This window comes from Pseudomonas sp. NPDC089401 (assembly GCF_044749485.1).
Lineage (GTDB): Bacteria > Pseudomonadota > Gammaproteobacteria > Pseudomonadales > Pseudomonadaceae > Aquipseudomonas.
On record NZ_JBIVIA010000017.1, the window covers coordinates 71,975 to 86,865 of the forward strand.

The 14,891-nt window shown below is 63.5% G+C and carries 12 protein-coding genes and 1 pseudogene; 4 read left to right on the forward strand and 9 right to left on the reverse strand.

What is annotated here, in order from left to right; genetic code table 11:
* Positions 1-2: 2 nt before the first annotated feature.
* The 5 genes from ACIP21_RS26985 to ACIP21_RS27005 all read right to left on the reverse strand — a co-directional run bounded on the left by ACIP21_RS26985 (position 3) and on the right by ACIP21_RS27005 (position 5,676).
* Entirely contained in the window at positions 3-956 is a 954-nt protein-coding gene (locus ACIP21_RS26985; RefSeq protein ID WP_400694415.1) for an AraC family transcriptional regulator, read from the reverse strand.
* A 304-nt stretch (positions 957-1,260) separates the two neighbouring features.
* Positions 1,261-2,316: a GlxA family transcriptional regulator gene (locus tag ACIP21_RS26990; RefSeq protein ID WP_400694417.1), complete on the reverse strand. Its 1,056-nt coding sequence runs from the start codon at positions 2,314-2,316 to the stop codon at positions 1,261-1,263.
* A gap of 128 nt (positions 2,317-2,444) precedes the next feature.
* Entirely contained in the window at positions 2,445-3,473 is a 1,029-nt protein-coding gene (gene proX, locus ACIP21_RS26995) for a glycine betaine/L-proline ABC transporter substrate-binding protein ProX (RefSeq protein WP_400694419.1), read from the reverse strand.
* A 66-nt stretch (positions 3,474-3,539) separates the two neighbouring features.
* A complete protein-coding gene (gene proW, locus ACIP21_RS27000; protein ID WP_400694420.1) occupies positions 3,540-4,493 on the reverse strand; it encodes a glycine betaine/L-proline ABC transporter permease ProW in 954 nt (317 codons plus the stop codon).
* 22 nt (positions 4,494-4,515) lie between these two features.
* Positions 4,516-5,676 (reverse strand): glycine betaine/L-proline ABC transporter ATP-binding protein, encoded by a 1,161-nt coding sequence (locus ACIP21_RS27005; protein ID WP_400694422.1) that lies wholly within the window; start codon positions 5,674-5,676, stop codon positions 4,516-4,518.
* Positions 5,677-6,035: 359 nt separating this feature from the next.
* Here ACIP21_RS27005 and ACIP21_RS27010 point away from each other — a divergent pair, with 359 nt between their 5' ends.
* Both ACIP21_RS27010 and ACIP21_RS27015 read left to right on the forward strand, forming a co-directional pair.
* Positions 6,036-7,016, forward strand: coding sequence for a LysR family transcriptional regulator (locus tag ACIP21_RS27010; protein WP_400694423.1), 981 nt, complete (start codon positions 6,036-6,038; stop codon positions 7,014-7,016).
* Between the two features lie 204 nt (positions 7,017-7,220).
* A pseudogene (locus ACIP21_RS27015) lies at positions 7,221-7,466 on the forward strand (alpha/beta hydrolase); the annotation flags it as partial.
* A gap of 2 nt (positions 7,467-7,468) precedes the next feature.
* Here ACIP21_RS27015 and ACIP21_RS27020 read toward each other — a convergent pair.
* Positions 7,469-8,200: a hypothetical protein gene (locus ACIP21_RS27020; protein ID WP_400694425.1), complete on the reverse strand. Its 732-nt coding sequence runs from the start codon at positions 8,198-8,200 to the stop codon at positions 7,469-7,471.
* 225 nt (positions 8,201-8,425) lie between these two features.
* Positions 8,426-9,217, reverse strand: a complete 792-nt coding sequence (gene hisN / locus ACIP21_RS27025; RefSeq protein WP_400694426.1) for a histidinol-phosphatase — start codon at positions 9,215-9,217, stop codon at positions 8,426-8,428.
* Positions 9,218-9,435: 218 nt separating this feature from the next.
* Here hisN and ACIP21_RS27030 point away from each other — a divergent pair, with 218 nt between their 5' ends.
* Positions 9,436-10,062 (forward strand): LuxR C-terminal-related transcriptional regulator, encoded by a 627-nt coding sequence (locus ACIP21_RS27030; RefSeq protein WP_400694428.1) that lies wholly within the window; start codon positions 9,436-9,438, stop codon positions 10,060-10,062.
* Positions 10,063-10,228: 166 nt separating this feature from the next.
* Positions 10,229-11,575 (forward strand): hypothetical protein, encoded by a 1,347-nt coding sequence (locus ACIP21_RS27035; RefSeq protein WP_400694430.1) that lies wholly within the window; start codon positions 10,229-10,231, stop codon positions 11,573-11,575.
* Positions 11,576-11,648: 73 nt separating this feature from the next.
* On the opposite strand, the gene ACIP21_RS27040 is transcribed toward ACIP21_RS27035, so the two are convergent.
* A complete protein-coding gene (locus ACIP21_RS27040) occupies positions 11,649-13,652 on the reverse strand; it encodes a MacB family efflux pump subunit (protein ID WP_400694432.1) in 2,004 nt (667 codons plus the stop codon).
* A gap of 2 nt (positions 13,653-13,654) precedes the next feature.
* Positions 13,655-14,812, reverse strand: a complete 1,158-nt coding sequence (gene macA / locus ACIP21_RS27045) for a macrolide transporter subunit MacA (protein ID WP_400694434.1) — start codon at positions 14,810-14,812, stop codon at positions 13,655-13,657.
* Positions 14,813-14,891: the final 79 nt, after the last annotated feature.

Here is a 14,891-nt window from a genome sequence, read left to right on the forward strand (position 1 = left end):
CTTCAGCGACGTTTCAGGGTTTCCGAAGGCAGCTCGCCGAAGCGCAGTCGGTAGACCTCGGAGAACCGCCCCAGGTGCAGGAAGCCGTAATCCATGGCCAGTTCGGTGACGCTGCGCACCGAACAACTGGCATCGCTCAGGCACGCATGCACGCGCTCCAGCTTGCGCTGGCGAACGTACTGCCTGGGCGTGGAGCCCAGCTGTCGGTCGAACAATGCATACAGTGAACGCACGCTGATACAGGCCTGCTCCGCCAGAGTTTCGGCGCTCAGTTCCAGCTTGAGGTTGCGCTCGATGTAGTCGACGATCCGCTCCAGGCTGGCCCCCGGCGAAGCCAGGCTTTCCCGGCGGATGTTGGTGTTCATCAGGGTCAGCAGCTTGCTGGCGACGATCTGGCTGTAGTGGCCCTGCACCCGTGGCAGCGACTCGCTCACTTCCGCTTCATGGCAGACCATGGCCAGCAGGTTGACGAAACCGTCCAGTTCCTCCAGCCGGTAGTGGTTGCGCAGGAAGCGCACGCCGCCATCGGGCCGCTGCCAGCGCTGTTCGTCGCAGATCGAATCGAGCAACCGGGTCGGCACCTTGAGGATGAATTTTTCGCAGTCTTCGGAGTAGGTCAGGTCGACCGGGTCGTCCGGGTTGATCAGCAGTAACTCCCCCGGCACCAGGTGGTGCTCGCGCTGGTGCCCGCGCCACAGGCAGTTGCCATGCAGCAGGACCTGCAGGTGGAAGATCGACTCCAGTGCCGGCGAGGTGACCCGCACGCTGCCGCCGTAGCTGATGCGGCACAGGTCGAGTTCGGCGAACTTGCGGTGGCTGAGGCTGGCCTGCGGGTGGGTGGTGCGCGTCAGGCCGATGCAGTGCTGGCCCACGTGGCGGTTGACGTAGGCGGACACCGCATACGGATCGGCGTGATGGAACACGCTACTGCGCTCGCTCAGCAGGCGGCTTTCCATAGGCAAGGCACTCGGTATCGTTATTGTTCTGGGCGCCGCTTCCTACTGGCCCTGGGGGCTGTGGTCGCGGTCGTTCACGGTCGTGGGTTACACACTAAGCAAAAAGGCGGGGGTTGGGCAATGCGCCGTTTGGATTGGGTGGGCGGATAGCGGACAGCGGGCTGCTGGAATCTGGGCGATAATCGCACATTCTGTGTTGGCAGTGCGGCCCTCTTCGCGGGTAAACCCGCTCCCACAGGCATAGTGCGGTCCCTGTGGGAGCGGTTTTACCCGCGAAGAGGGCCGAGAGCCCAGCATCAAACCCTCAGTGCACCGCCACTTCCTGCCGCCCCGCCCACCCCTGGCTGCGCGCCCGGAACTGCCTGGGTGCAATCGCGAACAACTCGCGAAAGCGCCGATAGAAATGCGGGAAACTGACAAACCCGCTGGCCACCGCCACTTCGGTCAGCGACTTGCTGGTGTGCTGCAGCAACTGCCGCGCATGGGTCAGGCGCAGCTCCAGGTAATAACGCGGCGGCGTCGCCTGCACATGGCGGCGGAACAGGCGCTCCAGATGGCGCCGCGACAACCCGGCATGCTCGGCGATCTCGTCGATGCCGATCGGGTCTTCGATATTGGCGTGCATCAGTTCCAACGCCAGGCGCACCCCACGCGGCAGGCTCGGATCCACGTCCGCCGCACTTGACGGCACATCGCTCAGCACCCGCGCCCGGTCGCAGGCGAGCATCTGCTCCACGGCCCGACGCAAGTCCTCGCCGCCCTTGAACTCGAGCATCGCCAGCATCATGTCCAGCGCGCTGCTGGCCCCGGCACAGCTCATGCGCCGGCTGTCGAGCACATGGGCCTGGCGGCCGACCCGCACCTTGGGGAACAACTCGCTCATCATCGCCCGGCCATCCGGGTGGAAGGCGCAGTCGTGGTCGTTGAGCAGGCCGGCTTCGGCCAGGAAGTAGGCGCCATTCCACAGGCCACCGAGCTGGCAGCCCAGGTGGTCGGCCTGGCGCAGCTTGTGGCGCAACGACGGCGAGGCCTCCAGGCGCACGCGCAAGCCGCCGCACACCAGCAGGCTGTCCAGGCCGTGCACGTCGAGGTCGGCCAGGGCCAGGTTGACCGGCAAGGCGATCCCCAGGTCGCTCATCACCTGGGCGCCCTCGCCCACCACGTGGATTTCGAACAGCGGCGTGGCGCTCATCAGGTTGGCGGTGACCAGGGTGTCCATGGCGGCGGTGAAGGCCATCATCGAGAAGTGCTCGCGCAGGACGAAGGCCACGCGCCGACAGGGTTGGCCCAGGGCGGTGCGGCCGGCCGGGTCGAGGTGGGCCAGGTTGGTGTTCTTGAGGATGCTTTCGAAGTGGCTCATGGCGATGACTCAAACGCGGGAAAATCGCGGTGGATTCTTCGCGGGCAAGCCCGCTCCCACAGGCGCATGTGCAACCCTTCTGTGGGAGCGGGCTTGCCCGCGAATGCTACGGCACCGCTGGAACAGGATTAATTGCTGGCCTGGGTGGCAGCGGCGCGGGAAGCCTTCAGCCACTCATCGAACTGCTGACGGTGCGCGGCGACCCATTCCTTGGCATGGCGGGTGATGTCGGCCGGCTTCTTCTCGCCCTTCTGCATCTTCAGGTTCTGGTTGCTTTCGTCATCGGTGCTGATCTGCACCAGCGACAGGAACTTCTCGGCAGCCGGGTTCTTCTTGGCGAAGTCCTTGTTCAGCACCGCCACCACCTTGTCGATGGCAAACCCGAGGTTCTTGCCGTGGTACGTGGTATCGACATCGTTGTTGCCATCCGGCAGGTCGGTCTTCGGCACTTCCAGCCAGACCACGTCCTTGCCTTCGACCAGCACGCTGGCGATCCACTGCGGCACCCAGGTGAAGTACAGGATCGGCTTGCCTTCCTTGTAGCGGGTGATGGTGTCGGCCATCAGCGCGAAGTACGAGCCCTGGTTGACCGTCACGGTCTTGTCGAGGTCATAGGCTTTCATGTGGTGGGAGATCACCAGCTCGCAGCCCCAACCGGGGTTGCAGCCGGTCATGTCGGCCTTGCCGTCGCCGTCGGTGTCGAACAGCTTGGCGATCTCGGGCTTTTTCAGGTCGGTGATGTACTTGATGTTGTACTGGTCGGCGGTCTTCTTGTCGATCAGGTAGCCCTGGGCCACGCCCGGCAGGATGTTGCCGGTCTTGACCATCACATCGTCACCGCCGGCCTGCTGGTAGAACTTGTCGTGGAGCTTTTCCCACAGGTGCACGGTGAAGTCGGCGTCACCGTTGGCCAGGGCCACCATCATCACGCCGTATTCGGTCTCCTTCGGCTCCTGCACCTTGTAACCCAGTTCGCGCAGGCCCTCCATGGCAACCTCGCCACGGAAGCGCTCTTCGGCAATGGACGGGAAGATCGGCGTGACCTTCACCCCTTCGCCCGGCTTGTCGGCCGAGGCGTGGGCACACAGCGCGGCGGCCACCAGGGTCAGCGCCGTGGCGCATTTGAGGATGCTGCGGGTGAACGTGGATTCGTGCATCGTCGCTTACCTTCTTCTGATTGTTATCTTCAAGTGCGGCAGATCGAATGTATCCAGCGGTGAGCTTCAGGCGGTCTTGCGCCGCCCTGGGGGTTGCGCCGCACCGCACAGGCGCAGGACCACGCCCACGGGGCCGGTGTGGTACCAGCGCAGGCTCGGGTCGGCGTTGGTGCGCGCGCCCATGGCCTGGGTCAGGCGGTCGAGGAAGATCGCCAGCAGCACCAGGCCGACGCCGCCGACGGTGGCCAGGCCCATGTCCAGGCGGCCGATGCCGCGCAGTACCATCTGGCCCAGGCCGCCGACCGAGATCATCGAGGCGATCACCACCATCGACAGCGACAGCATCAGGGTCTGGTTGAGGCCGGCCATGATGGTCGACGTGGCCAGCGGCAGCTGCACGCGGGTCAGCATCTGCCGTGGGGTGCAGCCAAAGGCACGGGCGGCTTCGATCTTGTCTTCCGGGACCTGGCGGATGCCGAGGTTGGTCAGGCGCACCAGCGGTGGCAGGGCGAAGACGATGGTCACCAGCACACCCGGCACGTTGCCGATGCCGAACAGCATCACCACCGGGACCAGGTAGACGAACGCCGGCAGGGTCTGCATGGCGTCGAGCAACGGGCGGATGATGCTCTCGAGGCGATTGCTGCGGGCGCAGAGGATGCCCAGCGGTATGCCGATCACCGCGCAGAAGAACACCGAGGTCAGCACCAGCGCCAGGGTGGTCATCGACTCCGACCAGACACCGATCAGGCCGAGCAAGGTCAAGGTGACGAAGCACAGCAATGCCATGCGTTTTCCCGCCAGTTGCCAGCCCAGCAGCGAGGAAAGGAGGATGCCGATGGTGGGCGGAATGCTCTGCAAGGTGAACTCGATGCCGTTGAGCACCTGGTCGATCGGCCAGCGGATGGCCCGGAACACTTCACGGAAGTTGTGCACGAGGAAGTTCAGGGTGGCGGTGACCCAGTCGCCCAAGGGAAGCGTGGCGGCCTGGAACGGGTCGAGAAGGCTGAATTCGGACATGAGGGCTTACCTCTTTCTTGTATTAGTGGCGGCTCAAGGTCTGCAGCAGCTCGTTCTTCGACACCGTGCCCTTGAAGGCACCCTCGCGGTCGAGCACCGGCACCGGGTACGGCAGGTCCGCCGCAATCCCCAGTACTTCGTGCAGCGGCGTGTCGGTGTACACCGGCTGGCGCTCATGCAGGCTGTAGCGCTCGCTGGCGCTGGCGCCATTGGCGTCGGTGTCGACCACCCCGAGCAGTTGGCCACGGTCGTCGACCAGGTAGCCGAACGGCACGCCGGCCTGGAAGCTCGGCGCCTTGCCGTTGACCTTGCACACCACCGCCGGGTCGAAACGCGCCAGGTCGCCGGCCTTGAGCACCCGCGAGCTGTCGAAGCTTTTGAAGAAGGTGCGCACGTAATCGTTGGCCGGCTGGTTGATCAGCTCCTGCGGGGTGCCGATCTGCACCACCCGCCCGCCTTCCATGATGGCGATGCGATGGCCAATACGGATGGCTTCCTCGATGTCATGGGAAATGAAGATGATGGTGCGCTGCTGTTCGGCCTGCAGGCGCATCAGTTCGCCCTGCATCTCGCTGCGGATCAGCGGGTCGAGGGCCGAGAAGGCTTCGTCCATCAGCAGGATGGTCGGGTCGTTGGCCAGTGCCCGGGCCAGGCCCACGCGCTGCTGCATGCCGCCGGACAGCTGGTGCGGATAGCTGTGCTCGTGGCCGGCCAGGCCGACCTGGCTCAGCGCCTCGCGGGCACGGCTGTGGCGTTCGGCTTCCGGCACGCCGGCGATTTCCAGGCCGAACGCGGTGTTTTCCAGCACGCTCATGTGCGGCATCAGGGCAAAGGACTGGAACACCATGCCCATGTCCTTGCGGCGCACGTCGAGCAGGGCCTTGTCGGAGAGGCCGGTGATTTCCTTGCCGTTGAGGTGGATGCTGCCGGAGGTGGGCTCGATCAGGCGGTTGAACAGCCGCACCATGGTCGACTTGCCCGAGCCGGACAGCCCCATGATGACGAAGATCTCGCCACGCTTGACGGAAAAACTGGCATCGAACACGCCGACGACGTGGCCGGTCTTGCTGAAGATTTCGTTCTTGTCGGCACCCTTGCGGAGCATCTCCATGGCCATGTCGGGGTTGGGCCCGAATACCTTGAAGATGTTTTTTACCGAAAGAATCTCATCGGCATGGCTCATACGACCCTCTTTATTATGCTTATTAACCAATCATTCAACTTCGCACTTTCAACAAGGCGGCTACTGATCAGTGCGAGTACGCTTGGCAGTCCGTTCAAATTCGAACGTGAGTCAACACCGGCACGCAGAAAGTCCTGCTTCAAATTATTCGACATCGCTGTCGCGAATGCCGCGCCGTAGGTTTCACGTTAGGCCCTGTTCCAGGCGGGGTCCAACGACATTTGCATGGCGCAAACCATTACCTGAAGTTATCAATCGGCCCGCGACCACGGCGCCAGAGCGCCCGCGCATTTACCGCCGGGCCTTTGACAGGCTAGAGTGACCCCACCTGGCTAGACGAAGGACCTCACATCACCACCATGGTCAGACATTCCGAACCCGATCAGACCCTGATCAAGATGCCATCGCTGCGCGCCGTGAAGGTCTTCGTCGCCGCTGCCAAGTACCAGAACTTCACCCGCGCCGCCGAGGCCCTGTGCGTGACCCAGGCCGCGGTCAGCCGGCAGATCCGCGAGCTGGAAACCTACCTCGGTGCCGAGCTGTTCACCCGCGTCGGCCGGGCGGTGGAGCTGACCGTGGCCGGCTCGATCTTCTTCGATGCGGTGCAGTTGTCGTTCGTCAACATCTCCCAGGCGGCCGAGCGCATCCGCAGCAACAGCAACAGCCGCCACGTGGTCACCCTGTGCTGCTCGCCGGCCTTCGCCGCGCTGTGGATGGGGCCGCGCATGCCGCGTTTCTTCGACGCGAACCCGGACATCGACATCAACCTGGTGACCACCCAGAACTTCCTGTCGATGGAGCCCGGCGTGCGCCCGGACATCTACATCACCAAGCTGGGCAAGGTGCAGGCGGGCTACAGCTCCCATCAGCTCAACCATGACGTGATCTACCCGGTGTGCACGCCGCACTATCTGGCCCGCCATCCCGAACTGCGCACCTTGCACGGGCTGCGCGACGGCACCTTGCTCAACCTGAGCCCCTATGGCCGCTCGCAGGTGGCCGAGCACGTCGACTGGAACGTGTGGCTGGCGTTCCATGATGTCGACCTGAAAAGCCGTGCCAGTAACGCGCCGCACTTCTTCAACGCCAACGACTACAACCTGCTGGTGAACCTGGCGCTGGGCAACCAGGGCGTGGCCCTGGGCTGGCACCACCTGGTGGCGCCGCTGGTGGCCCAGGGGCTGCTGGTGCGGCCGGTGGAAGAGGAACTGGTGCTCAAGGACACCTTCCACTTCCTGGCCTTCAATGAAGACAAGGAGCATGACTCCAGTTGCCGGCGCTTGCGCGACTGGTTGCTGGCGGAGTTTCAGCCGTTGCTGGAGCAGTTGCGTACCCCGTGATCTTCCCCCGCCTGCAAGGGCCTCTTCGCGGGCAAGCCCGCTCCCACAGGTGCGGCGCAGCTCTTGAATGCGACGTGCCCCCTGTGGGAGCGGGCTTGCCCGCGAAAGGGCCTTAACATGCTATGCAGAAACAGCTTGCAACCAACCCACCGCACCGCTCGGTAATTTTTCAGACATCAATTCCAATACTTCCCCGGCCAGGCCTCGCTGCCGGTGCGCTGGTTGATGTCCCAGAAGTTCGATTCGCTGGGCAAGATCAAGGATGTCGGCCTGCCGCCGTTGCTGGTGCATGGCCAGGATGACCGCTTCGTGCCGCCGCGCTTCAGCCAGGTGCTGTTCGATGCCGCGCAGGAGTCCAAGACCCTGCTGCTGGTGCCGGGAGCGACCCACAACAACAGCATGAGCCTGGGTGGGCAGCGCTACCGAAGCGCCATCCAGTCGCTGTTCTGAGCTCACTGCACCGGCAGGAAGTTCATCAGCAACAAGCTCTGCGCGTAATTCAAGCCAATCCGCCGATAGCGCTCATCCAGCAACTCCGCCAGTAGGTCCAGGCGCGCCACGATCTTGCCGAACTCCACCGCAAAACTGAGGTTGCTGCCCTCCTCGGAGATCTCGTTGGAGAACAGCAGCAACACGCCATTGGCGTCCTGACGCTGGCCCAGCATCCAGGTGGCCTTCTCGATATTGCGCGCCGAGTTGTTGACGAACAGCGGGTCGATGCTATCGGTCATGTAGAACTCGGTGCGCCCGCCATGCGCGGTGATCAGCATGCTGCCGATGGCGTAGATGAAGGCGCCGACCCGGTCGCCGCGAAACTCGGGGCTCAGGGCGTAGCTCAGGGCCGCCAGGTCGCGGCGCTCGCCCAGCTGCGGCAGTGGCTGGCGCTGCTCGATGGCGAGGCGGATCTGCCGCTCGGCGGTGGCGGCGTCGAGGTAGCCGGACATTTTCCACTGGCTGGGGTTGCGCAGGTACAGCTTGTTCATCAGCAGGTACAGGCTTTGCAGGTTGTCGCGCATGGCCAGGGTGGCCATGCGGTCGACGCTGGTCTGGAACAGCTCGCTGGGCTTGCCGTTGCCGAACTGGTTGACGATGTCGCGACCTTGCTGCTGGCTGCAACCGGACAGGGCCACGAGTGTGCCTGCCAGCAGCAGGCGCGAGAGGATTCGGGAATTGCTTGCAACCATCGGCACCGGGGTCAAATTCGGCGGCCGCGCCGGGGATCGGTGCGGCCTGGCCAAGCATAGAGCCCGGAAAACGGAAAAAGTGCGGTGATTACAGATTTGGGATAACAGTACCGGCCTCTTCGCGGGTAAACCCGCTCCCACAGGTACTGCACAATTTTCAAAGGCTTAGGTAAACCTGTGGGAGCGGGTTTACCCGCGAAAGGGCCGTCAAAGGAAACGCCTCAATCACATGGCGTGGCGCAGCATCTCAACCAACTGCGCATGCAACACCGGGTCACCACAAGCCACCACGCACCCACCGTTCTGAGCGCTGCTGCCATCCCAGGCCGTGATCACCCCGCCCGCCCCTTCGATGATCGGCATCAGCGCCTGCACGTCATACGGCTGCAGGCTCGCCTCGACGATCACGTCGACAAAGCCCGAGGCCAGCATGCAGTAGGCATAGCAGTCGCCGCCGTAACGCATCAGCCGCGCCTGGCCGGCCACGGCCTCGAACGCCGCCTTGCGCTGGGCGGTGTCGAACATGTCCGGGGTGGTGCACATCAGCGTGGCCGAGGCCAGGTCCGCGCAGGCGCGGGTCTTCAGCGGCGTGCCGCTGCGCCATGCGCCTGCCGGGGTACCGACGAAACGCTCGCCGGTGAACGGCTGGTTCATCACACCCACCACAGGGCGCGTGCCATCGTTGAGGGCAATCAACGTGCCCCACAGCGGCAGGCCAGTGATGAACGCGCGGGTACCGTCGATCGGGTCGAGCACCCAGGTCAGCGGGCTGCTGCCCACCGCCACGCCAGCTTCTTCACCCAGGATGCCGTGTTCTGGATAACGTGCCTGGATCAGTGTACGCATGGCGTCCTCGGCCGCCTTGTCGGCCACGGTCACCGGGTCGTACAGGCGCCCGCCCTTGTCCTCGACCTCCAGGCTGGCGCGGAAATACGGCTTGATCGCCAGCGCGGCGGCATCGGCGAGCTGCTCGGCAAAGGCTTGGAATTCGCCGATCTGTTCAGCGCTCAGGGACATGGGGCAGGCCTCGTGAAAGATGATGGGGCGCGCATCATACCCGACAACCCGCAGGGCAGTAGACGCCTGGGAATAGATGCCATTATTCTGCCACTATTGCTACTTCATTTAACGGTCACTCGATCGTTGTACTAGGATACCCATCACCTCCCATCCCAGGCCCAGGATAAGGCCAACCTACGGATGGGATCCGCACCACCGATTTCATGGACGACACGATGAATGCTCACTTGCTCTACCCACAGATCGGCAAAGTCATTGCCAGCACCGGCAGCCGCCAGTTCCCGCGCATGCTGCACGACCTGATCCACGCCCACCTGACCATCGATGCCACGCAGATCCGCCAGGTGTGCAGCAACGCCTCGGGGCTGATCAACGAGACCGTGTTTTCTTCGGACCACCCCGCGCAGGGGGACTTCAGCGATCCCTCACGCCTGCACCGGATCCGCCGCAACGGTGAATCGCGCTACGAGATCCAGGTCCTGCGGGCGGGTTCGGCCTATGGTTTCTCGGCCCATGAGCGCAGCCGGCTGGATGACATTTCGCCGCTGTTGCTACCGATGCTGGAAAAGCACATCGATGCCCTGCAACCCATCGTCGAACGCAGCGCTCCGGAAAGCCTTGAGGCGCGTTTTCTGGAGCGCATCGGCCAGTCCGGGCTGAAGCTGTCGGCGCGTGAGTGCCAGGTGTGCCTGGGGCTGCTCGCCGGGCATACGGCGCCGGAGCAGGCAGAGCGACTCAAGCTGAAGGTAAATACCGTGGAGAGTTACCTGCGCCGGGCGGCGATCAAGCTCGGAATCAGCGGGCGTCACTCGTTGATGCGCTGGATGTATGCCGAGGCCTGAGTTTGACGAACAGTATCATCGGCCTCTTCGCGTCGCCAGGCCGATGCCACGCGTCTGCACCCCGTCAGAGCAAGATCACCCGGCGAGACTACCTGTCATTTCTGCCAGTTTTTCAATATTGAGGCGGTATCTAAGATGGGGCTTCATTCTGCAACAGGACGAAGTCATGACACATCAACAACCCGGAACACTCGACCCTGAATTTGGAAAGCTCGGCCTTGCTACCGTTCCCCCTGAAAAAGGCCGGAACCCCGATGTGGAGTCCCTCCAAGTGGTTGCAGTGGACTCTCTCGGCGAGGGTAGTCTTGCCTTTTGTGGTTTCAGTGCAGGCCTCGAGACAAGTTTAATGTTCACAAAAATGCTGCGTGACGGAACGTGGGACGAGGACACCGGCCACGTCAAGGTCGTCACAAACGAAGAGGCCCCCGACTCAAGTCATCAGTATGTATCGCTGGCGTCAGTCATCATCGATGGCAAGCAAGCGTACCTGGCAGTGGGGCAACCAGCCTATTACGAAACTGAACACTATCAAGTGCTGCATACTGTCAGCGTGGCTCGCTACGACAGCACCTTCAATGCCGTGTCCGAGTTTGGCAACAAGGGCATCACCTGGCCGGAACCAGGCAAGCCATGGATTCCGATCCAAAGCCAAGATTCTACACAAAAAAACACATCGCCGTCGCCAGCACTGGCACCCGCCACCAGGCCAGCGAAGATGCCCTTTATCTCACGGTCCAGCAGGCCCATCACAGTGATTGGCGATCATATCCAAGTGCTCTACCCGCTCAAAATCGAAGATGAATCCGGCGCCATTACCAGCGAGGACGTCTGGATAACATCATTCGATTTACACACGGGGAAGCCGCAATCGAGCATTAATCTCAAAGACAGGAACAACACACCCGTGAAGATGTTACACGGCGTTTTCCAAGCAGACGGCAGCTTCTTCCTACTCGCTCGCAACACGGAATCACGCGTGGTCGTGTTGCGGTACAAGCGCGATGGTTCGCTCGACCAGCAATTCGCTGATGGCAAAGGTGAAATCGATGTGTTCGGAGATGTAGACGCACTGGTCACAGGGTTCGAGGCCAGTAACGGACGGCTGATCATCACCCGCGCAGTATGGAAGCCTAACCGTAACCCAACCAACGTTTTCTGCTTTACCAGTGACGGCAAACGCGACGGCACGTTCAATGACGGCCAGGCGCTTGCGTTGCAGCGCGACCCGGAGTCTGGTCTGGCAATGGTCCAGGTGCATATTGACGCACAACGCCGGATCGTTTTGGCGGGCAGTCAGCTCAAGGGAACGATTCAAGAAATGAATGTTGTGCGCCTGCTAGAAGATGGCAAACTCGATCCAACTTTCGGCACCGACGGCTACTTCGATTACGGCCGCGATTTGAGGACTGCCAATGCTCTGTTCCTTGAGCAAGATGCCATCCGGGTTCTGACTGAGTTCCCAACGGCCGGTAGTCAACCCTTTCTGGAGCGCGTCGCCAAGCTGTTTGCATGAGGCCGGCATTTGACCGGTAGTACGCTGGCAGAGCAGCCCTGACAGGGCTCAGGGCTGCTCTGCCAGGATCAAATCAATCCCGCGCCAACGCCTCGATCGGGTCCAGCCGCGCCGCATTCCTGGCCGGCACAAACCCGAACACCACGCCGATCAACGTCGAACAGGCAAACGCCATGACGATCGACGCCGGCGAGAACACCATCTCCCACTGTTTCACGAACAACTCGAACAGGTAGCCGATCCCATACGAAAGCCCGATCCCCACCAGCCCGCCAAACAGGCAGACCATCACCGCCTCCACCAGGAACTGCTGGCGAATGTCCGACTGCCGCGCGCCCACCGCCATGCGGATGCCGATCTCGCGGGTGCGCTCGGTCACCGACACCAGCATGATGTTCATCACCCCGATACCGCCCACCACCAGCGAGATCACCGCGATCAGCGACAGCAGCAAGGTCAGCGAGCGGCTGGTCTTCTGCACCGTCTGCATGATGCTGTCGAGGTTGTTGGTGAAGAAGTCCTTGGTGCCGTGGCGCTGCAGCATGAGCTTGGTCACCTCCTCCTCCACCCGCTTGCTCGGCACGCCGTCCTTGATGCGCACGCTGATGCTGTCCAGGTGACGCTGGCCGAGCACGCGGCCGGCGGCTGTCTCGTAGGGCACCCAGATGTTCAGCTGGTTGCTGGCGACGAACAGGTTCTTGTTCTCGGCGGTAACGCCGATCACCGTGCACGGCAGGTTGCCGACCAGGATCACCTGCCCCAACGGGTCGACGTTGCTGCCGAACAGGCGCTGGCGCGTGTTGTGGTCGATCACCACCACCTGGGCCTGGCGCCGGGCGTCGTCGGCACTGAACACGATGCCTGCGGCCAAGGGGATGTTGCGCACCTGGAAGTAGTGCTCGCTGACGCCGTTGAGCTGCACGTCGACGTCCAGGTTGCGGTAGCGCACCAGGGTGCTCTGGCCAATCACCGGGGTGGCGCTGTCGACGTAGTACAACGCGTTCAGCGCCGCCACGTCGGCCGGCAGCAGGGTCTCGATGGTCTTGGCCCGGCTGTCGCCGAAGTTGCTGCCCGAATAGATATCGATGGTGTTGCTGCCGATCGCCTGGATGTCCTTGAGCACGTAGCCCTTGGCGCCTTCGCCGATGGCCGAGATCGACACCACCGAGGTGATGCCGATGACGATCCCGAGCATGGTCAGCAAGGTGCGCATGCGGTGCGAGACCAGGGCGATCCAGGCCATCTTGAACGCTTCGCGGAACATCCCCAGGCTGGCCACCAGGCGTCGCGCGGCCTGGGCCTTGGGCGCAGGTTCGGCGGCAGGCGTGGGCAGCGCCTCGGGAACATTGCTGCGGTCGCTGACGATCTGCCCGTCGCTGACCTCGATAATGCGCTGGGCGTGGGCGGCGACCTTGGGGTCGTGGGTCACCAGGATCACCGTGTGCCCGGCGCGGTGCAGCTCCAGCAGGATGTTCATCACCTCCTTGCCGCTGGCGGTGTCCAGTGCACCGGTGGGTTCGTCGGCGAGGATCACCTGGCCGCCGTTCATCAACGCCCGGCAGATGCTCACCCGCTGCTGCTGGCCGCCGGACAGCTGGCTCGGCCGGTGCGCCAGGTGGCTGCTCAGGCCCAGGCGCGTGAGCAGCTCGCGCGCCCGCTGGTGGCGCTGGCCCTGGGGCGTGCCGGCGTACACCGCCGGGATCTCGACGTTGTGCAGGGCGTCCAGGTGCGGCAGCAGGTGGTAGCGCTGGAAGATGAAGCCGAAGTGATCGCGGCGCAGCGCGGCCAGGGCGTCGTCGTCCAGCTCGCGGGTTTCCTGGCCACCGACCTGGTAACTGCCGCTGCTGGCGTTGTCCAGGCAGCCGAGGAGGTTCATCAGGGTCGACTTGCCCGAACCGGACGCACCGATGATCGCCACCAGCTCACCGCTGCGGATCTCCAGGTCGATGCCCTTGAGCGCCAGGAACTCGCGGTCACCCGCCAGGAAGCTGCGGGTCACGCCCTGCAGGCGCAGCAAGGGTTCGCCCTGGCCGCTGGCGACGGCCAGGTCCGGGCTGAGCTCGACATTCATGTTCATGCTCACGCCCCTGCTTCGCCGGACACCGGCTCGCCGATCACCACCCGGTCACCTTCGGCCAGGCCGCCCTTGATCTGCACCTTGACGTTGTTGTTGATGCCGGTCTGCACGTCGCGCACCTGGGCGAAACCCTTGGCGTCGAGCACCCGCACCGGGAAGCTGCCGTCGCCGTTGCGCAGGCCCAGCGCCGCCACCGGCATGGTCAGCACGCCCTCGGCGGTGTCGAGGACGATATGCACCTGGGCAGTCATAGAGATACGCAGGCGGTGGTCAGGGTTGGGCACCTCGAACAGGGCGTTGTAGAACACCGCGCCCTTGGGCTTGGTGCTGCTGCCGTCGCTCTTGTCGCTGCTTTGCGCGTAGTTCTGCGGGGCGGGCTCGGTACCGCGCAGCTTAGCGTAATAGCGCTTGTCCTCGCCGAGGATGGTGAAGTACACCTGCTGGCCGGGGGTGATGTGGATCACGTCGGCTTCGGAGACCTGCGCCTTGACCGTCATGGTGTCGAGGTCGGCGAGCTTGAGCAGGATCGGCGCCAGCTGGTTGGCGATCACGGTCTGCCCTTCCTGGGTGACGATGCCCACCACGTGGCCGGTGATCGGCGCATTGATGCGGGTGTAGCCGAGGTTGACCTTGGCCGTGTCGATTTCCACCCGGGCGCTCTGGATCTGGGCGTCGAGCGAGCGCACCGAGGCCTGTTTCACCGCGTAGTCCGACTCGGCGTTCTCGAAGTCCTGGCGCGACACCGACTCGTCGGCCTGCAGCTCCCGGTAACGCTCGTAGACCCGCCTGGCCTGGCGCAGCTGGGCCTGGGTCGAGCGCTTCTCGGCCTGCAGCTTTTCCTCGTCGACCTCGGCCTGGCGCAAGGTGTTGCGCAGTACCAGCGGGTCGATCTCGGCCAGCCACTGGCCCTGGCTGACCTTGTCGCCGAGCTTGACCTTGAGCGACTTGAGCTGCCCGGACACCTGGGCGCCAACGTCCACCTGGCGGATGCCCTCGAGCATGCCGGTGGCCAACACCGCATTCTCGATATCGCCCTTCTCCACCGTGGCGACGATGTACTGCGGCGGCTTGGCCGGCGCCTGGATCGCATACAGGCTGATGCCGGCGACCAGGGCCACGGCGGCGCCAAGGCTGAACTTGCGGAATCTGGACTTATCCATGAACACTCACTTCCATTGAAATCACATCATCAACAGGCTGCCTCTTGCCCTGTGGGAGCGGGTTCCGAGGCGCCTTCAT